General features: G+C 59.6%; 21 protein-coding genes. 15 read left to right on the forward strand and 6 right to left on the reverse strand.

The features are described from left to right. Positions 1–101: 101 nt before the first annotated feature. The 9 genes from CWC48_RS06090 to CWC48_RS06130 all read left to right on the forward strand — a co-directional run bounded on the left by CWC48_RS06090 (position 102) and on the right by CWC48_RS06130 (position 12,717). Complete coding sequence (locus CWC48_RS06090) at positions 102–1,703, forward strand: ABC transporter substrate-binding protein (protein WP_100491494.1); 1,602 nt, start codon at positions 102–104, stop codon at positions 1,701–1,703. Between the two features lie 258 nt (positions 1,704–1,961). Further along, positions 1,962–3,590: an ABC transporter substrate-binding protein gene (locus CWC48_RS06095; RefSeq protein ID WP_078046859.1), complete on the forward strand. Its 1,629-nt coding sequence runs from the start codon at positions 1,962–1,964 to the stop codon at positions 3,588–3,590. A gap of 301 nt (positions 3,591–3,891) precedes the next feature. Continuing rightward, positions 3,892–5,496 carry an ABC transporter substrate-binding protein gene (locus CWC48_RS06100; RefSeq protein ID WP_078046858.1) on the forward strand — a complete coding sequence of 535 codons (1,605 nt, stop codon included), beginning with the start codon at positions 3,892–3,894 and terminating at the stop codon, positions 5,494–5,496. A gap of 170 nt (positions 5,497–5,666) precedes the next feature. After that, complete coding sequence (locus tag CWC48_RS06105) at positions 5,667–7,082, forward strand: OprD family outer membrane porin (protein ID WP_100491495.1); 1,416 nt, start codon at positions 5,667–5,669, stop codon at positions 7,080–7,082. A gap of 80 nt (positions 7,083–7,162) precedes the next feature. Then, positions 7,163–8,758, forward strand: coding sequence for an ABC transporter substrate-binding protein (locus tag CWC48_RS06110; RefSeq protein ID WP_078046856.1), 1,596 nt, complete (start codon positions 7,163–7,165; stop codon positions 8,756–8,758). 76 nt (positions 8,759–8,834) lie between these two features. Further along, entirely contained in the window at positions 8,835–9,845 is a 1,011-nt protein-coding gene (locus CWC48_RS06115) for an ABC transporter permease subunit (protein ID WP_017739471.1), read from the forward strand. 10 nt (positions 9,846–9,855) lie between these two features. Further along, complete coding sequence (locus CWC48_RS06120; protein WP_003188486.1) at positions 9,856–10,767, forward strand: ABC transporter permease subunit; 912 nt, start codon at positions 9,856–9,858, stop codon at positions 10,765–10,767. A 10-nt stretch (positions 10,768–10,777) separates the two neighbouring features. Beyond that, on the forward strand, positions 10,778–11,746 hold the full coding sequence (locus CWC48_RS06125) for an ABC transporter ATP-binding protein (protein ID WP_078046855.1): 969 nt from the start codon (positions 10,778–10,780) through the stop codon (positions 11,744–11,746). Continuing rightward, positions 11,746–12,717 carry a peptide ABC transporter ATP-binding protein gene (locus CWC48_RS06130; protein ID WP_078046854.1) on the forward strand — a complete coding sequence of 324 codons (972 nt, stop codon included), beginning with the start codon at positions 11,746–11,748 and terminating at the stop codon, positions 12,715–12,717. The genes CWC48_RS06125 and CWC48_RS06130 overlap by 1 nt, the downstream gene beginning before the upstream one ends. Positions 12,718–12,795: 78 nt before the next feature. Here CWC48_RS06130 and CWC48_RS06135 read toward each other — a convergent pair whose 3' ends face one another. The 4 genes from CWC48_RS06135 to CWC48_RS06150 all read right to left on the reverse strand — a co-directional run bounded on the left by CWC48_RS06135 (position 12,796) and on the right by CWC48_RS06150 (position 15,830). Next, positions 12,796–13,272 (reverse strand): hypothetical protein, encoded by a 477-nt coding sequence (locus tag CWC48_RS06135; RefSeq protein WP_100491496.1) that lies wholly within the window; start codon positions 13,270–13,272, stop codon positions 12,796–12,798. Positions 13,273–13,469: 197 nt separating this feature from the next. Then, positions 13,470–13,730 carry a hypothetical protein gene (locus CWC48_RS06140; protein WP_078046852.1) on the reverse strand — a complete coding sequence of 87 codons (261 nt, stop codon included), beginning with the start codon at positions 13,728–13,730 and terminating at the stop codon, positions 13,470–13,472. Positions 13,731–13,827: 97 nt separating this feature from the next. After that, positions 13,828–14,073, reverse strand: a complete 246-nt coding sequence (locus CWC48_RS06145) for a hypothetical protein (protein ID WP_078046851.1) — start codon at positions 14,071–14,073, stop codon at positions 13,828–13,830. A gap of 173 nt (positions 14,074–14,246) precedes the next feature. Continuing rightward, positions 14,247–15,830: a peptide chain release factor 3 gene (locus tag CWC48_RS06150; protein ID WP_078046847.1), complete on the reverse strand. Its 1,584-nt coding sequence runs from the start codon at positions 15,828–15,830 to the stop codon at positions 14,247–14,249. Positions 15,831–16,125: 295 nt separating this feature from the next. Between CWC48_RS06150 and CWC48_RS06155 the strand changes: the two genes are divergently transcribed. The 5 genes from CWC48_RS06155 to CWC48_RS06180 all read left to right on the forward strand — a co-directional run bounded on the left by CWC48_RS06155 (position 16,126) and on the right by CWC48_RS06180 (position 21,252). Continuing rightward, the gene (locus tag CWC48_RS06155; protein ID WP_234454787.1) at positions 16,126–16,878 is read left to right on the forward strand and encodes an ABC transporter permease; all 753 of its coding nucleotides are present in this window, start codon (positions 16,126–16,128) and stop codon (positions 16,876–16,878) included. A 20-nt stretch (positions 16,879–16,898) separates the two neighbouring features. Further along, positions 16,899–17,795 (forward strand): glycine betaine ABC transporter substrate-binding protein, encoded by an 897-nt coding sequence (locus CWC48_RS06160; protein WP_100491497.1) that lies wholly within the window; start codon positions 16,899–16,901, stop codon positions 17,793–17,795. 11 nt (positions 17,796–17,806) lie between these two features. Continuing rightward, the gene (locus CWC48_RS06165; RefSeq protein ID WP_065900622.1) at positions 17,807–18,460 is read left to right on the forward strand and encodes an ABC transporter permease; all 654 of its coding nucleotides are present in this window, start codon (positions 17,807–17,809) and stop codon (positions 18,458–18,460) included. Beyond that, positions 18,457–19,614, forward strand: coding sequence for a betaine/proline/choline family ABC transporter ATP-binding protein (locus tag CWC48_RS06170; protein WP_078046845.1), 1,158 nt, complete (start codon positions 18,457–18,459; stop codon positions 19,612–19,614). Before CWC48_RS06165 ends, CWC48_RS06170 begins: the two co-directional genes overlap by 4 nt. A gap of 474 nt (positions 19,615–20,088) precedes the next feature. Next, on the forward strand, positions 20,089–21,252 hold the full coding sequence (locus CWC48_RS06180; protein WP_014716890.1) for a type III PLP-dependent enzyme: 1,164 nt from the start codon (positions 20,089–20,091) through the stop codon (positions 21,250–21,252). Between the two features lie 88 nt (positions 21,253–21,340). On the opposite strand, the gene CWC48_RS06185 is transcribed toward CWC48_RS06180, so the two are convergent. Both CWC48_RS06185 and CWC48_RS06190 read right to left on the reverse strand, forming a co-directional pair. Continuing rightward, on the reverse strand, positions 21,341–22,093 hold the full coding sequence (locus CWC48_RS06185) for a tetratricopeptide repeat protein (protein WP_100491498.1): 753 nt from the start codon (positions 22,091–22,093) through the stop codon (positions 21,341–21,343). A gap of 1 nt (position 22,094) precedes the next feature. Next, positions 22,095–22,775: a Fe2+-dependent dioxygenase gene (locus CWC48_RS06190; protein WP_100491499.1), complete on the reverse strand. Its 681-nt coding sequence runs from the start codon at positions 22,773–22,775 to the stop codon at positions 22,095–22,097. A 204-nt stretch (positions 22,776–22,979) separates the two neighbouring features. On the opposite strand from CWC48_RS06190, the gene CWC48_RS06195 reads away from it, so the two are divergent. Beyond that, a complete protein-coding gene (locus CWC48_RS06195; protein WP_100491500.1) occupies positions 22,980–25,265 on the forward strand; it encodes a TonB-dependent siderophore receptor in 2,286 nt (761 codons plus the stop codon). Positions 25,266–25,316: the final 51 nt, after the last annotated feature.

A 25,316-nucleotide genomic window follows, 5' to 3' on the forward strand; every position in this document is an offset into this window, starting at 1 on the left:
CTTGCCCCTCGGCCATCTACCTGAAAATGCTTAACGGCGGTAACCTCGGTTACCGCCGTTTTTCGTTCGGGCAGCATTTACCTGTCACCTCAGGGGTCTCCATGGAAAGAATTGCCTTAAAACCGCTCCTCCTCGCCGCAGGCCTGCTGGCCTTCATGCCGCTGGCCCAGGCCGCCAGCACCCTGGTTTACTGCTCCGAAGCCAGCCCCGCCGGTTTCGACCCCAGCCAGTACACCAGCGGCACCGATTTTGATGCCTCTGCCGAAACCGTGTTCAACCGCCTCACCCAGTTCAAGCGCGGCGGTACCGAAGTCGAACCGGGTCTGGCGACCCGTTGGGACATCTCCAAAGACGGCCTGACCTACACCTTCCACCTGCGCGATGGCGTCAAATTTCACACCACCGATTTCTTCACCCCTACCCGCGACTTCAACGCGGATGATGTGCTGTTTACCTTCAATCGCCTGCTGGATGCGCAAAGCCCATTCCGCAAGGCCTACCCCTCCGAGTCGCCGTACTTCACCGACATGGGCTTGAACACCACGATCAAGAGCGTCGACAAACTCGACGAACACACCGTGCGCTTCAACCTGAATAACGTCGATGCGTCGTTTGTGCAGAACCTGGCCATGAGCTTCGCCTCGGTGCAATCCGCCGAGTACGCCGCGCAACTGCTCAAGCAAGGCAAGGCCGAAGAGATCAACCAGAAACCGGTCGGCACCGGGCCGTTCGTGTTCAAGCGTTACCAGAAGGACTCGCAGATCCGCTACGTGGCCAACAAACAGTATTGGAAGCCCGAGGATGTGAAACTCGACAACCTGGTGTTCGCCATTACCCCGGACGCCGCGTCGCGCCTGCAAAAGCTCAAGGCCGGGGAATGCCAGGTCAGCGGTTACCCGCGCCCTGCGGATATAGAAGTGATGAAGCAGGACCCGAACTTGCGCGTGCTGCAGCAAGCCGGTTTCAACCTGGGGTTTCTGGCCTACAACGTGACACACCCGCCGCTGGACCAACTCAAGGTGCGCCAGGCCTTGGACATGGCCATCGATAAGCCGGCAATTATCAAGGCCGTGTACCAGAGCGCCGGGCAATTGGCGCAGAACGCGCTACCACCTGCGCAGTGGTCTTATGACCCCAGCATCAAGGACGCACCTCACGATCCAGTGAAGGCCAAGGCGCTACTAAAAGAAGCAGGGGTTGCACCAGGCACCACCATCAACCTGTGGGCAATGACCGTGCAACGCGCCTCCAACCCCAACGCGCGCATGTCCGCACAAATGATCCAGCAGGATTGGGAAAAGATTGGCATCAAGGCCAATATCGTCAGCTATGAGTGGGGCGAATACATCAAGCGGGCCAAAAACGGTGAGCACGACGCCATGATTTATGGTTGGACCGGTGACAATGGCGACCCGGATAATTGGCTGGGCGTGCTCTACAGTTGTGCCGCGGTCAAGGGCAGCAACTACGCCAAATGGTGTAACCCGGCCTACGACAAGCTGGTGCAGCAAGCCAAGGTCAGTAATGACCGCGAGCAGCGTATCAAGTGGTATCAACAGGCTCAGAAAATCCTTAAGGAACAAGTACCTATAACGCCTATTGCGAACTCGACGGTTTTCCAACCGCTGCGCAAGGAAGTACAGGACTTCAAGATCAGCCCCTTTGGCCTGACGCCGTTCTATGGCGTGAGTCTAGATAAGTAACAGCAGCGCCCCAACCGAGTGCGCTAGACGCCTCGGTTGGTCATTTTTGGTGCGTCAGTTGCACCGAAAAAACCCTCAAAATATGCGCAAATATGTACAAACTTTCATAATTGCGACATTCCTGTACGTTCGTACCACTGTTTCACCCTCACAACGGTTCAGCATCTTGCAATGGGTATGGCGCCTGCATAAGTATCCGCAGGCCGACTCACGAGGTCGCCCTCACCACCAAAAATGACAACAAATCATGAGGCCAACATGCTTAAACACGCAGTCATTCCGTTAATTGTTAGCGCTGGCCTTATGGCCGCAGCTCCTTTCGCCCAAGCGGCGACTAACCTGGTGTTCTGCTCCGAAGGGAGCCCGGCCGGTTTCGACCCAGGCCAGTACACCACCGGAACAGACTTCGATGCCTCGGCCGAAACCATGTTCAACCGCCTGACCCAGTTCGAACGCGGCGGCACCGCTGTGATTCCTGGGTTGGCCACCAGCTGGGACGTGTCCCCGGATGGCTTGACCTACACCTTCCACCTGCGTGATGGCGTCAAGTTCCACACCACCTCGTACTTCAAGCCGACCCGTACCTTCAATGCCGATGACGTGCTGTTCACGTTCAACCGCATGATCAACAAGGACGATCCGTTCCGCAAAGCCTACCCCACTGAGTTCCCGTACTTCACGGACATGGGGATGGACACCAACATCAAGAACATCGAGAAGGTCGATGAACACACCGTCAAGTTCACCCTTGGCACCGTGGACGCCGCCTTCATCCAGAACCTGGCAATGAGCTTCGCTTCGATCCAGTCGGCTGAATACGCCGCGCAACTGTTGAAAGAAGGCAAAGCTGCGGACATCAACCAGAAGCCGGTCGGCACTGGCCCGTTCGTGTTCAAGAGCTACCAGAAAGACTCGAACATCCGTTACACCGGCAACAAGGACTACTGGAAACCTGAAGACGTGAAGATCGACAACCTGATCTTCGCCATCACCACCGACCCGTCGGTGCGTATCCAGAAGCTGAAGAAAAACGAATGCCAGATCACCCTGTTCCCACGGCCGGCCGACCTCAAGGCGCTGGAAGCGGACAAGGACCTGAAACTGCCGAACCAGGCCGGTTTCAACCTGGGCTATATCGCCTACAACGTCATGGACAAGGTCAAGGGCAGCGACCAGCCAAACCCATTGGCTGACCTGCGCGTACGCCAGGCGCTGGACATGTCGGTGAACAAGCAGCAGATCATCGATTCCGTGTACCAGGGCGCCGGCCAACTGGCCGTCAACGCCATGCCGCCGACCCAATGGTCGTATGACACCACCATCAAGGACGCCAAGTACGACCCTGAGAAAGCCAAGTCGCTGCTCAAGGAAGCCGGCGTCAAGGAAGGTACTGAAATCGTTCTATGGGCCATGCCGGTTCAGCGTCCGTACAACCCGAACGCCAAGCTGATGGCAGAAATGCTGCAAAACGACTGGAAGAAGATCGGCCTCAACGTGAAGATCACCAGCTACGAGTGGGGCGAGTACATCAAGCGCTCCAAAGGTGGCGAGAACCAAGCCATGATCATTGGCTGGAGCGGTGACAATGGTGACCCGGACAACTGGCTGAACGTGCTGTTCGGCTGCGACTCGCTGTCCGGTAACAACTTCTCGAAATGGTGCGACAAGAAATTCGACGGCATCGTGAAAGAAGCCAAGGCCACGTCGGACGTCGCCAAACGCACCGAGCTGTACAAGCAGGCGCAACATATCCTCAAAGATGCAGTCCCGATGACACCTATCGCGCACTCGACGGTGTATCAACCCATGCGCAACACCGTGCAGGACTTCAAGATCAGCCCGTTTGGCTTGAACTCCTTTTACGGCGTGAGCGTAAGCGGCAAGTAAGAAGCCATGACGGCGACGTTTCATAACGTCGCCGTTATTGCATCCGCCTGGACCGTAGGAAACAGACCACGCTCGAAATCGTTGCGTCCTACAGCAATGAACTGCGATGTGTGTCTCCGTTGCCTACAAGGTCAATCCAATTTGGTGCATTTACTGCCAGGTCCACGACCCATAACGTCGTAGGACAGCGGAAGCTCCTTACATGGATAGGCACTTGCTGCGTGTGGGATCAGTGATGTCGCCCTGGCACGCCGGGGTGATTGCTCGCTGATGACAATTACAAACAAGGATCGGGATCGTCATGCGCCATACCACCGTTCTATCCGCAATTTTTGGCACCAGCCTGTTGGCTGCGGCCATGATGGGCCACGCCGCCGACAAGCGGAGCCTGGTGTTCTGCTCGGAAGGCAGCCCGGCAGGTTTTGACACCGCGCAATACACCACCGCCACCGATAACGATGCGGCCGAGCCGCTGTACAACCGCCTGGTTGAGTTTGAAAAGGGCGAGACGGGTGTCGTACCTGCGCTGGCAACCAAGTGGGATATTTCGCCAGACGGACTGACCTACACCTTTCACCTGCGTGAAGGGGTGAAATTCCACAGCAACAAGGAATTCAAGCCGACGCGCGACTTCAACGCCGACGACGTGCTGTTCACCTTCAACCGCATGCTTGACCCCGACCACCCCTTCCGCAAGGCCTACCCCACCGAGTTTCCGTACTTCAACGGGATGAGCCTGAACAAGAACATCGCCAAGGTCGCGAAAACCGACCCGCATACCGTGGTGATCACCCTGAACACGGTGGACGCCGCATTTATCCAGAACATCGCCATGAGCTTCGCCGCGATCCTCTCGGCCGAATATGCCGAGCAGTTGCTCAAGGCCGGCAAGCCCAGCGACATCAATCAGAAGCCGATCGGCACGGGCCCCTACGTGTTCCAGCGGTATCAGAAAGATTCGCAGATCCGTTACGTGGCCAACAAACAGTACTGGGACCCGAGCAAGGTCAAGCTGGACCAATTGATCTTCGCCATCAACACCGACGCGTCGGTGCGGGTGCAAAAGCTTAAGGCCGGCGAATGCCAGGTGACCCTGCATCCGCGCCCGGCTGACGTCGATGCCCTCAAGGCCGACCCGAACCTGCAACTGCTGACCAAACCGGGTTTCAACCTCGGCTACATCGCCTACAACGTGCGCCACAAACCTTTCGACCAGCTCGAAGTGCGCCAGGCGTTGGACATGGCGGTGAACAAGCAGAGCATCCTGAACGCCGTGTACCAGGGTGCGGGGCAACTGGCGGTCAACGCCATGCCGCCGACGCAGTGGTCCTACGACGACAGCATCAAGGACGCCGCCTACAACCCGGAAAAAGCCAAGGAACTGCTCAAGGCCGCCGGCGTGAAGGAAGGTACCGAGATCACCCTGTGGGCGATGCCGGTACAACGGCCGTACAACCCCAACGCCAAGCTGATGGCCGAGATGCTGCAGAGCGACTGGGCCAAGATCGGCCTCAAGGTCAAGATCGTCAGCTACGAATGGGGCGAGTACATCAAGCGCACCAAGAACGGTGAGCACGATGTGAGCCTGATCGGCTGGACCGGCGACAACGGTGACCCGGACAACTGGCTGGGCACCCTCTACAGCTGCGACGCCATCGGCGGGAACAACTACTCCATGTGGTGTGACCCGGCGTACGACAAGCTGATCAAGCAAGCCAAGGTCGTGACCGACCGCGAACAAAGGACTGTTCTGTACAAACAGGCGCAGCAACTGCTCAAGCAGCAGGTGCCGATCACGCCAGTCGCCCACTCGACGGTCAACCAGCCGTTAAGCGCCAAAGTCGAAGGGTTCAAGGTCAGCCCCTTCGGCCGGAACGTGTTCTCGGGCGTCAGTATTACCCCATAAGAAAATAACCGGATTGCGCAGGGCGAACCCCGCCTTGCTGCAAACGCGCGGCCTTTTGTTGGGATTTTTCCTACGCCAAACGTTTGCCATGGCTTGAACGAGTTACACACCCAATAGCCGGATCACCAAAAAAGACCGGCATTAAAAAGAGAACCAAAGGAGCTTCACCCATGAAACTGAGCAGCAAAGCGCTTCTGGCCCTGGCCATCAGCAGCATCACGGCCACCGCCTACGCGGAACCCGCCAGCCAGGACTTCGTGCCGACCACACTGGCCGGCGCCAGCGCCCAAAGCGAGGCCAAGGGCTTTATCGACGGTCAAAGCCTGGGCGGCACGACCCGTAACTGGTACTCCAACGAAATGAAATTTCGTGGCCAGAAGTTCGGTTATTACAAAAATGAAGCCGATAAAGCCAATGATGTAACCACCAGGGTTTCCCGCCGCTACAACTGGGCCCAAGGCACCATCCTCAACTACACCTCGGGCTTCACCCAAGGCACGGTTGGCGTGAGTACCGAAGTCGCCGCTTACAACTACATTGCGCTCGACCGGGACCAAAAAGACATCGCCGGCGGCTCCAACCGTACCCTGGCTCACTCCTTCGGTGACGCTGTAGGCCAGTGGAGCAAGCTGGGCTTGGCTAACGTCAAATTCCGCGTGTCCAACACAACCTTGACCGCCGGTCGCCAGAACTTCAGCAGCGGAATTGTCGACACCATCGGCAACCGTGCACTGCCATCGAGCTTCGAAGGTGTGAGCTTCAACAGCGAAGAGTTCAGCAACCTGTCGTTCCAGGGCGGCATCTTCGATCGCGTTTCGCCGCGTACCGAACAAAGCCTGTCGAAATTCCGTTCCGAGTACGGCAATGGCCAGGAAACCGACAAGGTCAAAACCCTGGGCTTCAACTACCAGCCGTTCAAGAGCCTGAAAACCAGCGTATTCGCCGCTAACGTCGAAGACTTCTGGAACCAGTACTACTTCGGTGCCACCCACGAATTGGGTGATGCACAGACCCTGGCACTGACCACCGGCCTGAACTACTACAAAACCACCGACACCGGCAGCAAGAAGATGGGCAACATCGACAACGACACTTACTCGTTGTCCCTGGGCTTGACCCACCAGGCCCACAGCCTGACCTTCTCGTACCAGGAAGTGAACGGTGACGAGTACTTCGACTACCTGCACGAAACCAACGGCATCTACCTGGCAAACTCCCTGACTTCGGACTTCAACAGCCCGAACGAGAAGTCTTTCCAGATCGCCTACGCCATCAACATGGCCGAATACGGCGTGCCAGGCCTGAAGTTCAACGTCTACTCGGCGCGCGGTTGGGGCATCGACGGTACTCACTACAACGGCACCGCCTACGGCGAAGCCGGCGCTTCGCGTAGCGACCTGCGCCTGATGGACGGCGAGAAACACCAGGAATACGGCGTTGGTACTTCCTACGCAATTCAGAGCGGCCCGCTCAAGGCCACTACGATCCGTGGCACCTACGTGACTCACCGCGCCAGCGCCCAACAAGCTGACGGCAACATCAAAGAGTTCCGCCTGGTCACCACCATCCCGTTCAACATTCTTTAATTAGCGCCAGGTAAACGGCGGGCTCAGGACGAGCCCGCCGTCTACGCTTGTCTGGTCCCATCGATTGCAGAGGGCTATGAATGAAAATGCTTCCGCTACAAGCCACCATGGCCGCCGCGCTGTTGAGCGTGGCGATCGGCGTTTCGGCCAAACCACTGGTTGTCTGCACCGAAGCCAGCCCGGAAGGTTTCGACCCGGTCCTGTACACCACGGCCGTGACCGCAGACGCCGCCGCTGAAACCATGTTCAACCGTCTGGTGGACTTCAAGCCAGGCACCACTGAAATCGTTCCCGCGCTCGCCAAGACCTGGGAAATCAGTGACGACGGCCTGACCTATACCTTTCATCTGCGCGATGACGTCAAGTTCCACACCACCGACTATTTCAAACCCACGCGCAACTTGAATGCCGATGACGTGCTCTGGAGCTTCCAGCGCCAGTTGGACCCGAAACACCCTTGGCATAACAAATCCACCACGGGTTTCCCCTATTTCGAAAGCATGGGCTTCAAGGAACTGCTCAAAAGTGTCGAGAAGACTGATGACCACACGGTGGTCTTCACCCTGACGCGCCCTGAAGCACCGTTCCTGGCCGATGTCGCGATGCCGTTTACCGCCATCCACTCCGCTGAATACGCCGACAAACTGCTCGCCGCCGGTAAGACCGATGAGCTCAATAGCAAGCCGATCGGCACCGGCCCGTTCATCTTCATTCGCTACCAGAAAGATGCCCAGGTACGCTTCAAAGCCAACCCGGAGTACTTCCGTGGCAAGCCGCCGGCCGATCCGTTGATCCTGGCCATTGCGGTCGACAACAACGTGCGCCTGCAGAAGCTCAAGGCCAACGAATGCCAGGTCGCGCTATATCCCAAGCCGGATGACCTGCCCAGCATCAAGAAAGACCCGAACCTGAAGGTCGATGAACTGGCGGCGATGACCACCGCCTACACCGCACTGAACACCACCCACAAGTACATGAGCGACGCGCGGGTGCGTCATGCGATCAACATCGCGTTCGACAAAAAAGGCTACAACGAATCGCTGTACGGCAAAGGCAACGCTGTCGATGCCACCGGCCCGTTTCCCCCCACGCTGCTGGGCTTCAACGACAAGCTGAAAAACCCACCGCGCGACCTCGATAAGGCCCGCGCCCTGCTCAAGGAAGCCGGCGTGCCGGAAGGCACCGAGTTCACCCTGTTCACCCGTAACGGCGGCGGCCCGACCAACCCTAACCCGATGCTCGGCGCCCAGCGCATGCAGGCGGATCTGGCGCAGATTGGCCTGAAGGTGAATATCAAAGTCATGGAATGGGGCGAAATGCTCAAGCGTGCTAAAAACGGCGAGCACGATATGGTGTCCGCCGGTTGGGCGGGGGATAACGGCGACCCGGATAACTTCCTCACGCCGAACCTGAGTTGCGATGCAGCGAAAAACGGCGAAAACTACGCGCGCTGGTGTAACAAAGAGTTTCAAGACTTGATCGACAAGGCGCGCGCTGTCGCTGAACCCGCACAACGCGCTGCACTCTATGAACAAGCCATGGACGTTTTCGACAAGGACCAACCATGGATTCCCATGGCTTACCCGAAAATGTTCACCGCCATGCGCAAGAACGTCGAGGGTTATACCCAAAGCCCTCTGACGAACAATAACTTCGCCACTACCCAGGTGAAGTAAATAAGAAAAACGCTCGGCACCGTCGACACTGACGGTGCCGAACCTGCCTAACCGGCTGATTGAGGTACACGACAAGATGTTTAGCTTTATTGCCCGCCGACTGGGGTTACTGATCCCCACGTTTTTCGGCATAACGTTGCTCACGTTTGCGTTGATTCGCATGATCCCTGGCGACCCCGTCGAAGTCATGATGGGCGAGCGGCGCGTCGACCCCGAGATGCACGCACAGGCAATGGAACGCCTTGGCCTTAACAAGCCGTTGTATGCGCAATACCTGGACTACGTCGGCAAATTGGCCCAGGGCGACCTTGGCGAATCGCTGCGTACTCGCACCAGCGTGTGGACCGAATTCACCGCACTCTTCCCGGCGACCCTGGAACTGTCCATGGCCGCCCTGCTGTTCGCCGGTATCCTGGGCCTGTTGGCCGGGGTGATCGCGGCCTTGAAGCGAGGATCCCTGTTCGACCATGGGGTGATGGGCATCTCCCTGGCGGGATATTCGATGCCGATCTTCTGGTGGGGCCTGATCCTGATCATGTTCTTCTCGGTCAGCCTGGGCTGGACCCCTGTTTCCGGGCGTATCGACCTGCTCTACGACATCGAGCCACGCACCGGCTTCATGCTGATCGACACCCTGCTGGCTGACGAGCCGGACGCTTTCTTCGACGCCTTGCACCACCTGATCCTGCCGGCCATCGTGCTCGGCACCATCCCGCTGGCGGTGATCGCGCGGATGACCCGTTCGTCGATGCTCGAAGTCCTGCGTGAAGACTATATCCGCACCGCCAAGGCCAAGGGCCTGTCGCCGGCGCGCGTGGTGTTCGTGCACGGCCTGCGTAACGCGCTGATCCCGGTACTGACCGTGGTCGGCCTGCAAGTCGGCACCCTGCTGGCCGGTGCGGTTTTGACCGAAACCATCTTCTCCTGGCCCGGCATCGGCAAATGGCTGATCGAAGCCATTGGCGCGCGGGACTACCCGGTGGTGCAGAACGGCATCCTGCTGATCGCCTGCCTGGTGATCCTGGTGAACTTCGTGGTGGATATCCTCTACGGCTTCGCCAACCCACGCATCCGTCACCAGCGCTGAGATCATGACCATGACCACACCTACTCAAGTGTCAGCAGTCGATCAAAGCCTGCTGTACCCGTCCCCGTACAAAGAATTCTGGCAAGCCTTCTCCAAGAACAAAGGCGCGGTTGCCGGCCTGCTGTTCATGTTGCTGATCGTGTTCTGCGCGATCTTTGCCCCGTGGGTTGCACCGCATAACCCAAGCGAGCAGTACCGCGACTTCCTGCTGACCCCGCCGGCTTGGCTGGAAGGCGGGCAGATGCAGTTCCTGCTCGGCACCGATGAACTGGGCCGTGACCTGCTCTCGCGCCTGATCCAGGGCTCGCGCCTGTCCTTGCTGATCGGCTTGTCGTCGGTCGTGATGTCGCTGATCCCGGGGATCCTGCTGGGTCTGTTCGCCGGGTTCTTCCCGCGCCTGCTCGGCCCGACCATCATGCGACTGATGGACATCATGCTGGCCCTGCCGTCGCTGCTGCTGGCTGTCGCCATTGTCGCGATCCTCGGCCCTGGCCTGATCAACACCGTGATCGCCATCGCCATCGTGTCGCTGCCGTCCTACGTCCGCCTGACCCGCGCGGCGGTGATGGGCGAACTGAACCGCGACTATGTGACTGCCGCCCGCCTCGCCGGCGCCGGCCTGCCACGCCTGATGTTCATCACCGTGCTGCCTAACTGCATGGCGCCGCTGATCGTCCAGGCCACCCTGAGCTTCTCCTCGGCGATCCTCGACGCCGCGGCCCTGGGCTTCCTGGGCCTTGGCGTACAACCGCCAACCCCGGAGTGGGGCACCATGCTGGCTTCGGCCCGTGACTACATCGAACGCGCCTGGTGGGTGGTGAGCCTGCCTGGTTTGACTATTTTGCTCAGCGTGCTGGCAATCAACTTGATGGGTGACGGCCTGCGCGACGCGCTGGACCCGAAACTCAAGAACGCCGCCTGAGGAGATTCCCATGTCACTGTTAGAAATCAAGAATCTCAATGTCCGCTTCGGCGACAAGACCGCCGTGCCGGTGGTCGATGGCCTCGACATTTCCGTCGACAAAGGCGAAGTACTGGCAATCGTTGGCGAGTCGGGCTCGGGTAAATCCGTGACCATGATGGCGCTGATGGGCCTGATCGAGCACCCCGGCATCGTCACCGCCGATGCCCTGAACTTCGACGGCAAGGACATGCTCAAGTTGAGCAGCCGCCAGCGCCGCCAGATCGTCGGCAAAGACCTGGCGATGGTGTTCCAGGACCCGATGACCGCGCTGAACCCCAGCTACACCGTGGGTTTCCAGATTGAAGAAGTGCTGCGCCTGCACCTGAAAATGTCCGGCAAGCAAGCGCGCAAGCGGGCCATCGAGCTGTTGGAAAAGGTTGAAATCCCAGGCGCTGCCAGCCGTATGGATGCCTACCCGCACCAACTGTCCGGCGGCATGAGCCAGCGTGTGGCCATCGCCATGGCGATTGCCGGCGAGCCAAAGCTGCTGATTGCCGACGAACCGACCACCGCGCTGGACGTCACCATTCAAGCGCAGATCATGGACCTGCTGCTGGCCCTGCAGAAAGAGCAGAACATGGGCCTGGTGCTGATCACCCACGACCTCGCGGTCGTGGCCGAAACCGCCCAGCGTGTGTGTGTGATGTACGCCGGCCAAGCCGTGGAAGTCGGCCAGGTGCCGCAACTGTTCGACATTCCGGCGCACCCGTACAGCGAAGCCCTGCTCAAGGCGATCCCCGAGCACAGCCTCGGCGCCACGCGCCTGGCTACGCTGCCGGGTATCGTGCCCGGTCGTTATGACCGTCCGCAGGGTTGCCTGCTGTCGCCGCGCTGCCCGTACGTGCAGGAAAACTGCCGTACCCAGCGCCCCGGCCTTGACCCGAAAAGCAACAGCCTCGCGCGCTGCTTCTACCCCTTGAACCAGGAGGTGGCGTAATGGCCGTCGTTCTTACCGCCCGCGACCTGACCCGTCACTATGAAGTGTCCCGTGGCCTGTTCAAGGGCCACGCCACGGTGCGTGCCCTCAATGGCGTGTCCTTTGAGTTGGAAGCCGGCAAGACCCTCGCTGTCGTCGGCGAGTCGGGTTGCGGCAAATCCACCCTGGCCCGTGCGCTCACCTTGATTGAAGAGCCGTCCTCCGGCTCCTTGAAAATCGCCGGCCAGGAAGTCGCCGGCGCCGACAAGGCCCAGCGCAAGCAATTGCGCAAAGACGTGCAGATGGTGTTCCAGAGCCCGTACGCCTCGCTCAACCCTCGGCAGAAAGTCGGTGATCAACTGGGCGAGCCGCTGTTGATCAACACCAACCTGTCCGCCGCCGAACGCCGTGAGAAAGTGCAGGCGATGATGAAGCAAGTGGGCCTGCGCCCCGAGCATTATCAGCGCTACCCGCACATGTTCTCCGGTGGTCAGCGCCAGCGCATCGCCCTGGCCCGCGCCATGATGCTGCAACCCAAAGTGCTGGTGGCGGATGAACCCACCTCCGCACTGGACGTGTCGATCCAGGCCCAGGTGCTCAACCTGTTCATGGACCTGCAGCAAGAATTCAACACGGCCTACGTGTTCATCTCCCACAACCTGGCGGTGGTCCAGCATGTTGCCGATGATGTGATGGTGATGTACCTCGGTCGCCCGGTGGAAGTGGGCCCCAAGGAGGACATCTACGCGCGTCCCCTGCACCCGTACACCCAGGCGCTGTTGTCGGCCACCCCGACCATCCACCCGGACCCGAACAAGCCGAAGATCAAGATTGTCGGCGAGTTGCCCAACCCACTGAACCCACCGCCTGGCTGCGCGTTCCACAAGCGCTGCCCGTATGCGACCGCACGGTGCAGCACCGAGGAGCCGCAGTTGCGGCCGCTGGATAACCGCCAGGTGGCTTGCCATTACGCGGAGCAATTTGTGGCGTGACACCGCAACAAAAATGCCCTGGGTGACTAAGCCCAGGGCATTGCATGTGTTCTACAGCCCTTCCCATCAGGTTGCGCATCAGCCTGGCGGGAGGGGTTTTCTTTTGGGCTTGGATGGAAAACGCTTGCGCAGGGTTTTACCCCAGGGAGCAGCCCCCTTGACGTCGCCCTCGCCCTTTATCGAAATAACACCGCCGTTCAGGGCAACCTCAATCCCAAAAATGAGCTTAACGCGCCAAATGCCCGGATCGCTGGAAGAAAAGTCCGCCGCTTCCCGAACCACGTAGCCGCCCTGCCAACTATTAGGTCGACCGCCGACAGTGTAATGAACCGAGGCTTGATACTCGTCATGGGAACCGTAGGTGTATTTTTTACGTTGCGGGTCTCGTTCTGGAATATAAAGCGTCAGCTCTACATCTACACCATCGCTTGCAGTGGAACGGGCTTGAACCACGAAATCCTCGCTTTGGTCATCAGCCACAAAACCCAGATCGGTCGATTCAAAGGCCTGAGCTCCCACTTTCCATTTAAACCGTCCCGTCGCGTTGTTTTTCATGGTGCTCTCCTGTTTCAGGCATTGATCGGCCCCTGGATAAAGACACCTGAAAAATAAGGAGACGAGCGCCGGCCGTCTACTGTCAAACCTGACAGGTCGGCTCAGCAATCAAAGGTAATGGGGAGCGTCAAAGAATGCGTTCCCACGCAGAGCGCGGGAACGATCGCGGACATTACAGGCAGGGGGGCCCAGACGTATCAGGTGTCGCTGTCACCTTCAGTGTCATCGTCATCTGGCGGCGCTTGCTGGTCGTCATCATCCTTTGAGCCGCCCTGATCTTCGTCACCGGGTTCCGACTCGCTCTTGGCCAGTTGCAAACCACCGGCCTGCACCGTCTTCGCCGCCACAAAGCCCGGCGCCTGGCTCTGCACAGCCGCACTGGCCCATGCGGACGAGATGCCCAGGGATAACATCACCAACACTTTCAGCAACAGCACTACACGTTGAAAGATAGTCATGGTCGATTTCCGTCCAGTCAGTGAATCACGTGCGGCGGCGTACGACCGTCGCTGTGGATTAAGCTAGTTCCGATCCTGGGTTTGCGCCAATTACGCCTCAGGTATCGCCATCATCGTAGGTTTCGCTGTCTTCGCCCTCGTTGTAAGGGTTTTCTGCATCCTCCTTCGGCGCCGGCTGGGCCTGGGGCTGCCAGCTGCCAGAGTTGACCTCGTTCTGTTTGCGCTTGGTGACCGGTCCAGTGTCCTTCCACTGGGGGGTGCCTGCACCCGCCAACGCCCAGGAGGCAGACAACCCCAAGACGCCAAGCAGCACCAGTTGAATGGCGCATCGAGTTAAACGCATCAGGAACTCCTATTCCGTCGGTGAATCGGTGAAATATGTGAACGCTAGACCGGATACGGGGTTAGCGCCAATTCAGTAGGAGCCGGCTTGCCGGCTCCTACTGGTTGGGTTTGTGGCGAGCATGAAAAAGGGCGAAGCCATTACAGCTTCGCCCTTTATCGACCGCTTGGACCTTAGTGGTGCTCGCGGGTCGCGCGGAATTTCACATCTGGCCAGCGCTCTTCCATCAGCGCCAGGTTGACCCGGGTCGGCGCCAGGTAGGTCAGGTGACCGCCGCCGTCCACCGCGAGGTTTTCCACGGCTTTGTTGGAGAACTCTTCCAACTTCTTCTTATCGCTGCACTCGATCCAACGCGCGGAGTACACGGTGATTGGCTCGTAGGAGCATTCGACCTTGTATTCCTCTTTAAGGCGGCTGGCGACCACGTCGAACTGCAGCACGCCGACGGCGCCGAGGATGATGTCGTTGCTGCGCTCGGGGAAGAACACCTGGGTGGCGCCCTCTTCCGCCAGTTGCTGCAGGCCCTGGCGCAGTTGCTTGGACTTGAGCGGGTCACGCAGACGCACGCGGCGGAACAGTTCCGGGGCGAAGTGCGGGATACCGGTAAAGCCCAGCGCTTCGCCTTCGGTGAAGGTGTCGCCGATCTGGATGGTGCCGTGGTTGTGCAGGCCGATGATGTCGCCGGCGTAGGCTTCTTCGAGTTGTTCACGCTCGGAGGAGAAGAACGTCAAGGCGTCGCCGATGCGCACGTCCTTGCCGGTACGCACATGGCGCATCTTCATGCCTTTTTCGTATTTGCCGGAGCAGATGCGCATGAAGGCGATACGGTCGCGGTGTTTTGGGTCCATGTTCGCTTGGATCTTGAACACGAAGCCGGTGAATTTCTCTTCGACCGGTTCCACGGTGCGCTCGTTGGCAACACGGGCCAGAGGCTTGGGCGCCCAGTCGACAACGGCGTCGAGTACATGGTCGACACCGAAGTTGCCCAGGGCGGTCCCGAAGAACACCGGGGTCAGTTGGCCGTCGAGGAACTCCTGCTGGTTGAACTCATGACAGGCGCCCTGCACCAGTTCCAGCTGATCGACAAAGCGGTCGTACTCGTCACCCAGGTGGGCGCGGGCTTCGTCGGAGTCAAGTTTCTCGATGATCTTGGTTTCGGTGCGCTCGTGACCGTGGCCGGCGGTGTAGACAATGATGTAGTCGTCAGCCAAGTGGTACACGCCCTTGAAGTCGCGATAGCAACCAATCGGCCAGGTGATCGGCGCGGCCTTGATCTTCAGGACGGCTTCGATTTCGTCCAACAGTTCGATCGGGTCGCGGATGTCGCGGTCGAGTTTGTTGATGAAGCTGACGATCGGCGTATCACGCAGACGGCACACGTCCATCAGCGCGATGGTGCGAGGCTCGACGCCTTTACCGCCGTCGAGGACCATCAGCGCCGAGTCCACCGCGGTCAGGGTGCGGTAGGTGTCTTCGGAGAAGTCTTCGTGGCCCGGGGTATCGAGCAGGTTGACCATGTGGTCGCGATACGGGAATTGCATGACCGACGTGGTAATGGAGATACCCCGTTGTTTTTCCATTTCCATCCAGTCGGAGGTGGCATGGCGGTCGGATTTGCGGGATTTCACCGTGCCGGCCACCGCGATTGCCTTGCCCATCAGCAAGAGCTTCTCGGTGATGGTGGTTTTACCGGCATCGGGGTGGGAAATAATGGCGAAAGTGCGGCGTTTCGCGACTTCGGCGGCCTGGTGGGTCATGGGAAATCGCCTGGCAGGTGAGTCAAAAAAGGGCGGCGAGTATAGCGCAAACCCCAGGGGCCGGACCACCGTTCACCCGATTGGGGGTGGCTAATTGCTGCCAAGTGTGGAACCTTTTAAAAGGTAGAGACGTCCACTCCCCTGCTGCCGCACTCGGAACAGGGGCTGATAAATCAGCAAGTTAGCCTGACGAGGCTGCGCTCATGGCTCGATCGCATACCGCGTTGCCGGTATCGGCGAGCTGCTTTTCGCGAACTCATTCGCCGACAGCCAGGAATGGCATTGCCGCTCGGAAATGTGTTCGCCGACAAAAGAAAAAAGGAGTCCGCCTGTGGCTATTCGCTATGGCAAAGGGCTAATAGGAGGAGCGGTTGTCGTCGCCCTCTTGGCCCTGCTGGTCCACTGGATCGGCATCAACACGATCGAACTGTACCGCGACGATTTGTTGTTTTACCTGCAAGCTCATCTGATCCTCGTTCTTGTCTCCATGCTGGCCGCCCTGATTGTGGGCATCCCCGCCGGTATCCTGCTCAGCCGACCGAACATGGTCGGGCGTGCAGAACGCTTCATGCAGATCTTCAACATCGGCAACACCGTCCCTCCCCTGGCCGTACTGGCCATCGCCCTCGGCGTCCTTGGCATCGGCAGCGGCCCGGCCATCTTCGCGCTGTTCCTCGCCTCGTTGCTGCCCATTGTGCGCAACACCTACGAAGGCCTCAAAAACGTTCAAGGCTCACTGAAAGAAGCCGCCACCGGCATCGGCATGACGCCGCGCCAGGTGCTGTTTCGCGTGGAATTGCCCAACGCCGTGCCGATCATCATCGGCGGTGTGCGCGTGGCCCTGGCGATCAACGTGGGGACCGCCCCGCTGGCCTTCCTGATCGGCGCCAACAGCCTGGGCAGCCTGATCTTCCCCGGCATCGCCCTGAACAACCAGCCGCAATTGCTGCTTGGCGCCGCGTGCACCGCGTTGCTGGCATTGCTGCTCGACGGTCTGGTGACCATGGCCAGCCGCCTCTGGCTGGAACGCGGGTTGCGTCCGTCTTAAGGCTTGGCAAAGGAAATCACATGAAAAGACTGACCCTGATATTGAGCTGCGTCCTGCTGCTTGCAGGTATTGCGCAAGCTGCCGAAAAACCTGTGATCCGCATCGGCGCCCGGGTGTTCACCGAACAGACCCTGCTGGCCGAAATCACGTCCCAGTACCTGCGTACCAAGGGCTATGACGCCCGTGTGACCGGCGGCCTGGGCAGCAACCTGGCACGCAGTGCCCAGGAGAGCGGGCAACTGGATCTCATCTGGGAATACACCGGCGTGTCGCTGGTGGCCTACAACCATGTCGACGAGAAACTCGACAGCGAACAGTCCTACGCTCGGGTGAAAGAACTCGACGCGAAAAAAGGCCTGGTCTGGCTCTCACCGTCGCGCTTCAGCAACACCTACGCCCTGGCCCTGCCCGAGAATGTGGCCAAGGAGTTCCCGCAGATCAATAGCATCAGCGACCTGACCCAAGCCCTGGCAGAGAAAACCAAAGGCACACGCCTGGTGGCCCTGGACACCGAGTTCGCCAACCGTTCCGACGGCATGGGCGGCATGGTCAAGCTGTATGACATGAACCTCACGCGCAAAAACACCCGGCAGATGGACGCCGGCCTGGTCTACACCGCCCTGCGTAACGGCCAAGTGTTTGCCGGTTTGGTCTACACCACCGACGGTCGCCTGAACGCCTTCAAATTGAAGCTGCTGGAAGACGACAAGCACTACTTCCCGGACTACACCGCCGCACCGGTGATCCGCCAGGAATACCTCGACCAGCATCCAACCCTCGCGGCTGAACTCAAACCGCTGGCCGAACTGTTCGACGACGAAACCATGCGCCAACTGAACGCGCGCGTCGACGTCGACCATGAAAGCCCATCCGCTGTTGCCGCCGATTTCCTGCGCCAACATCCCATCAATCAATAAGAGGAGAAGACATGGAATTCCTGAACGCCTTTTCCCATCTTGATTGGGCCCAAGTCCTGCACCTGACCTGGCAGCACATCACCCTGGTCGGCATCGCCGTGCTGCTGGCGATTTTTATCGGTGTGCCCCTGGGCATTCTGATGACGCGCTTCCCGACCCTCGCCGGCCCATTGCAGGCCAGCGCCACGGTGTTGCTGACCGTGCCGTCCATCGCGCTGTTCGGCCTGCTGCTGCCGTTCTATTCCAAGTTCGGCCAGGGCCTGGGGCCGATGCCGGCGATCACCGCCGTGTTCCTCTACTCCCTGCTGCCGATCATGCGTAACACCTACCTCGCCCTCACTGGCGTCGAGCCGGGCATTCGCGAAGCCGCACGCGGCATCGGCATGACCTTCGGCCAGCGCCTGCGCATGGTCGAACTGCCCATCGCCGTGCCAGTGATCCTCGCCGGCGTGCGCACCGCCGTGGTGATGAACATTGGTGTGATGACCATCGCCGCCACCATCGGCGCCGGTGGCCTGGGTGTACTTATTCTGGCTTCCATCAGCCGCAGCGACATGTCGATGCTGATCGTTGGCGCCGTGCTGGTCAGTCTCCTGGCCATCTTCGCCGACCTGCTTCTGCAATGGCTGCAACGCTCGCTGACTCCAAAAGGACTGCTCAAATGATCGAACTTCAAAACCTGACCAAGACTTTTCAAAGCAACGGCAAGACTGTCTCTGCCGTGAACGACGTAAGCCTGACCGTCAACGAAGGCGAGATTTGCGTATTCCTCGGCCCGTCGGGCTGCGGCAAGAGCACCACGCTGAAGATGATCAACCGCCTGATCAAGCCCACCTCGGGCAAGATCCTGATCAACGGCGAAGACACCACCGACCTCGATGAAGTGACCCTGCGTCGCAACATCGGCTACGTGATCCAGCAGATCGGCCTGTTCCCCAACATGACCATCGAGGAAAACATCGTGGTGGTGCCCAAGCTGCTTGGCTGGGACAAACAGAAATGCCATGACCGCGCCCGCGAGTTGATGAGCATGATCAAGCTGGAGCCCAAGCAGTACCTGCATCGCTACCCGCGTGAGCTGTCCGGTGGCCAGCAACAGCGTATCGGCGTGATCCGTGCACTGGCGGCCGATGCGCCGTTGCTGCTGATGGACGAACCGTTCGGCGCGGTCGACCCGATCAACCGCGAGATGATCCAGAACGAATTCTTCGAGATGCAACGCGCGCTGAACAAGACCGTGATCATGGTCAGCCACGACATCGACGAAGCCATCAAGCTGGGTGACAAGATCGCCATCTTCCGCGCCGGCAAGCTGCTGCAGATCGACCATCCGGACACCCTGCTGGCGCACCCGGCCGACGAGTTCGTCAGCAATTTCGTGGGCCAGGACAGCACCCTCAAGCGCCTGCTGCTGGTGAAAGCCGAAGACGCGGCAGACAACGCCCCGTCGGTGAGCCCGGAGACCCCGGTGGCCGATGCCCTGGAACTGATGGACGAAACCGACCGCCGCTACGTGGTGGTCACCTGTTCCGAGAACAAGGCGCTGGGGTATGTACGACGTCGCGACCTGCACCGTCAGACCGGCACCTGCGGCCAGTATCTGCGCCAGTTCAACGCCACGGCGGCGTACGACGAGCATTTGCGCATCCTGCTGTCGCGCATGTACGAGTTCAACCGCTCGTGGTTGCCGGTGATGGATGCGGAGCGGGTGTTCCTCGGGGAAGTGACCCAGGAGTCGATTGCCGAGTACCTGAGCTCTGGTAAGTCGCGTGGGGGCAAGACCAGCATCGTCTCCCCTGCCGAGACGGCGCTCGCATGACCTGACGCGCCGCGTTCAACATGTGGGAGCGGGCTTGCTCGCGAAGGCGGAGTGTCAGTCAACGGATGCATTGGCTGAAACACCGCCTTCGCGAGCAAGCCCGCTCCCACATTGGATCTTCAGAGTGCCTGAAACACCTCAAATTGCCCCCTCCGGGGAACATCATTCCGTCACACCTGTCGGTTACATAAGTAGCTGCACGTGGCTCCGCGACGAACGCGTGCAAAAACGCGACATTTTTAGTTGATCTATGGCCCCTCACGTCCTAAAGTTCGCGCCGAACGTCCATGCTGGAAACGATCCATCCGGCTCAAGTACTGACGACGAGACAGCAAGGCCAAGGGAAGCGGTTATTCCCATGGCCTTTTTGCTTTCGGCGACATGCCTTGGGAAGTAGGCGAACCAAAGTGGGGATACGGAGGACGTTCATTTGCACCCATTGATCAATACAGTTTGCCCTTAGGAGTTCCCAGCATGTCGATCAACGTCGAAGATTATTTCGCGCGCGCCACTTTTGACAAAATGAAGGCGTTCGCCGACAAGCAAGAAACCCCGTTCGTGGTGATCGACACCGCGATGATCAGCCAGGCCTACGATGACCTGCGCGCCGGTTTCGAATTCGCCAAGGTCTATTACGCAGTCAAGGCCAACCCGGCTGTCGAGATCATCGACCTGTTGAAAGACAAGGGTTCGAGCTTCGACATCGCCTCGATCTACGAGCTGGACAAGGTCATGGACCGTGGCGTCAGCGCCGACCGTATCAGCTACGGCAACACCATCAAGAAATCCAAGGACATCCGCTACTTCTACGAGAAGGGCGTGCGCCTGTTCTCCACCGACTCCGAAGCCGACTTGCGCAACATCGCCAAGGCCGCGCCGGGTTCGAAAGTGTATGTGCGTATCCTCACCGAAGGCTCGACCACGGCTGACTGGCCTTTGTCGCGCAAATTCGGCTGCCAGACCGACATGGCCATGGACCTGCTGATCCTCGCCCGTGACCTGGGCCTTGTGCCGTACGGCATCTCGTTCCACGTGGGCTCGCAGCAGCGCGACATCAGCGTGTGGGACGCGGCGATCGCCAAGGTCAAAGTGATCTTCGAGCGCCTGAAGGAAGAAGACGGCATTCACCTCAAGCTGATCAACATGGGTGGCGGCTTCCCGGCCAACTACATCACCCGCACTAACAGCCTGGAAACCTACGCTGAAGAAATCATCCGCTTCCTCAAGGAAGATTTCGGCGACGACCTGCCGGAAATCATTCTGGAGCCGGGCCGTTCGTTGATTGCCAACGCCGGTATCCTGGTCAGCGAAGTGGTGCTGGTGGCGCGTAAATCCCGTACCGCCGTCGAGCGTTGGGTGTACACGGATGTGGGCAAGTTCTCCGGCCTGATCGAAACCATGGACGAAGCCATCAAGTTCCCGATCTGGACCGAGAAGAAAGGCGAGATGGAAGAAGTGGTCATCGCCGGCCCGACCTGCGACAGCGCCGACATCATGTACGAGAACTACAAGTACGGCCTGCCGCTGAACCTGGCGATTGGTGACCGCTTGTACTGGTTGTCGACCGGTGCTTACACCACCAGCTACAGCGCGGTAGAGTTCAATGGCTTTCCGCCACTGAAATCGTTCTACGTCTGATCATCCCGCCCGGGAACGATCAATCTTTGTAGGAGCCGGCTTGCCGGCGATGGCGTCCTTAAGATCGCCATCGCCGGCAAGCCGGCTCCTACGGGTTTAGGTGCATAGCGCGACCTTTGTATAGTTCGGCCATCGCGCGGATTTGCGCATTGTCTGCCGCCTCCAACGCCTTCTGCGCCGTGCGCAGAAACTTCAAATTCCCGCCCGCCAACGCCTCTCGCAACCACTCCAGCGCCGCTTCGATTTGACCTCTGTCAGCCAACACCGCCGCATAGCTGAACTGCCCGCGAAAATCCCCGGCTTCGGCGGAGCGTCGATACCAATCCACGGCGGCATCCAAATCTCTTGGGCAGCATTGTCCGTCTTCCAGATAACGGCCCAACAGGTTCATCGACTTGGCATGGCCTTGTTCCGCTGCCTGGCGATATAGGCTCAGCGCTAGTTGCTGGTCTTGGGCAATACCACGCCCGGTCGCCAGCAGATTGGCGTAGTTGTATTGCGCCCAATCCAACCCGGCCTCGGCGGCCAAACGGTAATTGCGCGCCGCTGCCACTTCATCCGCCGCACACCCCCAGCCATGTTCCAAACAGCGCCCAGTCATATTGCGCGCCATCAGGTGACCGCCCTGCGCCGCAATCTGGAACCAGCGCAGCGCCAAGGCTTCATCGCGCTCAATGCCACGCCCTTCCAGCAGGATTTGGCCGAGCAGCGCCTGGGCATCCACCACGCCTGCCTTGGCCGCGATCAGGATGGCCTGGGCTGCACGCACCGGGGAGTCGTCGAGCATGGATTGGAGTTGTTCGACGTTGAGTACTTCTTCACGACGTAACAAAAAACCCACGTCAGACCTCGACCCAGCGGCGCAACAGGTTGTGGTAGGTGCCGGTGAGCTGGATCAGCGCGGGGTGGTCGGGCACGTCGGCGCTCAGTTGCTGGATCGCGCCGTCCATTTCGAACAGCAGGGTGCGCTGGCTGTCTTCGCGCACCAGGCTCTGGGTCCAGAAGAACGAGGCATAGCGTGCGCCACGGGTGACAGCATTGACTTTATGCAGGCTGGAGCCGGGGTACAGCACCAGGTCGCCGGCTGGCAACTTCACGCGCTGCAGGCCGAAGGTGTCCTGGATCTCCAGTTCGCCGCCGTCGTATTCGTCCGGATCGCTGAAGAACAGCGTGGACGACAGGTCGGTGCGCACCCGCTCATGGCTGCCACGCGCCTGGCGCACGGCATTGTCGATGTGGAAGTCGAAGCTGCCACCGGCCGTGTAGCAATTGAGCAATGGCGGGAAGACTTTATGCGGTAACGCCGCTGACATAAACAGCGGGTTTTTCCACAACCGTTCGAGCATCGCCGCGCCGATTTCCTTGGCCAGCGGGTGGCCCTCGGGCAATTGCAGGTTGTGCTTGGCCTTGGCGGACTGGTGCCCGGCGGTGATTTTGCCGTCGGCCCAGTCGGTGTTTTCCAAAGCCTGGCGAATGCGCTGCACCTCCTCACGAGAGAACAGGCCGGGAATGTGCAGCAGCATGGGGCAACCTGAATTCGGAGAGGCGTCAATGGTATTGATTCTTATCCGCTCTGTAAAACGTGGCAGACGAACGAGTTCGTAAAAACCGTAAGCAAAAAGTGTAAAGAATGTAAATTCAATGCAATTAGCAATGTATCGCAATTGATAGAAAGTCTTGTTCACCCTATATTCCGCGGCCTCACATCCTTGGGGAAAGGACACGTCATGTCGCGCACCATTACAAAAATACCTGCCAGTTCACCTCGCATGCTGGCCTCGGCCATCGGCGTGGCCCTCAGCGCCAGCTCTGTCGCCCACCTGGCGCAAGCGGCCGAAGACACTGAACAAAAAGGCCAGCGCAACAGCATCTCCCTGGGCGCCACCAGCATCACCGGGGAAGAGCAGGACAACACCTCCTACCAGGTCGAAAAAGCTTCGTCGCAGAAATACACCGCGCCGCTGGTCGACACGCCGCGCTCCGTCACCGTGGTGCCGCAACAAGTGCTTAAGGACACCGCCGCCACTTCGCTGCAGGATGCCTTGCGCACCGTCCCGGGCATTACGTTCGGCGCCGGTGAAGGCGGCAACCCCCAGGGCGACCGTCCGTTCATCCGTGGTTTTGACGCCCAAGGCGACACCTACCTGGACGGCGTGCGCGACACGGGCGGCCAGAGCCGCGAGATTTTCGACATCGAATCGATTGAAGTGAGCAAGGGCCCGAACTCTTCGTTCGGCGGTCGCGGCTCGGCCGGTGGCAGCCTCAACCTGGTGAGCAAGACCCCACAAGCACGGGACTTCACCAATGGCGGCTTCACCTACGGTTCCGACCAGACCCGCCGCTACGTGCTCGACGTGAACCGCCAGTTCCTCGACGACAGCGCCGCGTTCCGCCTGAACCTGATGAGCCACGAACAGAACGTGGCCGGTCGCGACGCGATCAATTACGACCGCTGGGGCGTGGCACCGTCGCTGACCTTTGGCCTGGGCACCCCCACCCGCGTCAACCTCAGCTACTACCACCTGGAAAGCAATGACCTGCCGGATTCGGGGATTCCGTACGGCTACGGCTCGTCGACCGCGACTGCCCACGTGCATGACAAACCCAACGACGGCGGCGACAGCAACAACTTCTACGGCCTCAAGGACCGTGACTTCCGCAAGACCCGCGCCGATATCAGCACGTTCTCCATCGAGCACGACCTGAACGACACCATGACGCTGAAAAACACCCTGCGTCACGGCAGCACTGGCCAGGACTACATCCTGACGCAACCGGATGACAGCAAACTCAACGTCAACCGGTTCGGCACCGTGTGGCGCCGCGCCAACAGCCGGGTCTCGACCACAACGACCACCACCAACCAGACGGACTTGTTCGGCAGCTTCCAGGCGTTGGGCTTCAAGCACAGCTATTCCACCGGCCTGGAGTTCACCGGCGAAGAAACCCGCGTGAGCAGCTACACCATCAGCCCCAACGCCAACCCGATCTGCACCGTGGCCAAAGGCAGCCTGGGCGGCCAGTGCACCTCCCTGAGCAACCCGAACCCGGATGACGCCTGGACCGGCAGCATCGCACGCAACTACTACGGCACCGCCACCAAGGCCACCAGCCGTGGCGCCTATGTATTCGACACCATTGAGCTGGACCCGAAATGGCTGCTGAACGTCGGCCTGCGCTATGACACCTTTGACACCGTTGCCAACACCGATTCCGCCACAGGCCGTAGCAAAATCAAAGAAGACAGCCAATTCTTCAATTGGCAGGCCGGCCTGGTCTGGAAGCCTGTGGAAAACGCCAGCGTCTACGCGTCCTACGCCACCTCGGCAACGCCTGCCGGCGGCCTGGTCGGTGAAGGGTCGGACGGCAACCCATTGTCAGCCGGTGCCGCCACCAGCGACCTGCAGCCGGAAGAAACCGTCAACTACGAGCTGGGCACCAAATGGGACCTGTTCCACGATCGCCTGTCCCTGACCGCCGCGGTGTTCCGTACCGAGAAGAAAAACACGCGCATCCTGGTCGATGCGCTGACCTATCAGAACGCAGGTGAGTCCCAGGTCGACGGCCTGGAATTGTCCGCCAGCGGCAAGATCACCGACCAATGGCAGGTGTTCGCCGGCTACAGCTACCTCGACAGCGAACTGGTCAAATCCGGCCTGAACGGTCGCAACGGCGTGGTCAGTTCGGGTTCGAACAAAGGCAATCAAATGCCCAACACGCCGAAGAACACCTTCAGCCTGTGGACCACTTACGACGTCACCTCCAAGCTCACCATCGGTGGCGGCGCGTTCTATGTGGACCAGGTCTACGGCGATGCCGGCAACACTGTTTATGTACCGTCCTACACCCGCTACGACGCCATGGCCAGCTACAAACTGACCAAGAACGTCGACCTGCAATTGAACGTGCAAAACCTGACGGACAAGACTTACTACGACAAGGCCTTCTCGACCCATTTCGCCAACCAGGCGGCCGGTCGGACAGCCCTGTTCTCCACCAATTTCCACTTCTAAACAGCAACGCCACGCAGCAAATAGCCCCACGCATCGGATGCGTGGGGCTTT

Origin of the sequence: Pseudomonas sp. S10E 269, assembly GCF_002798465.1 — a bacterium.
GTDB lineage: Bacteria > Pseudomonadota > Gammaproteobacteria > Pseudomonadales > Pseudomonadaceae > Aquipseudomonas > Aquipseudomonas pergaminensis.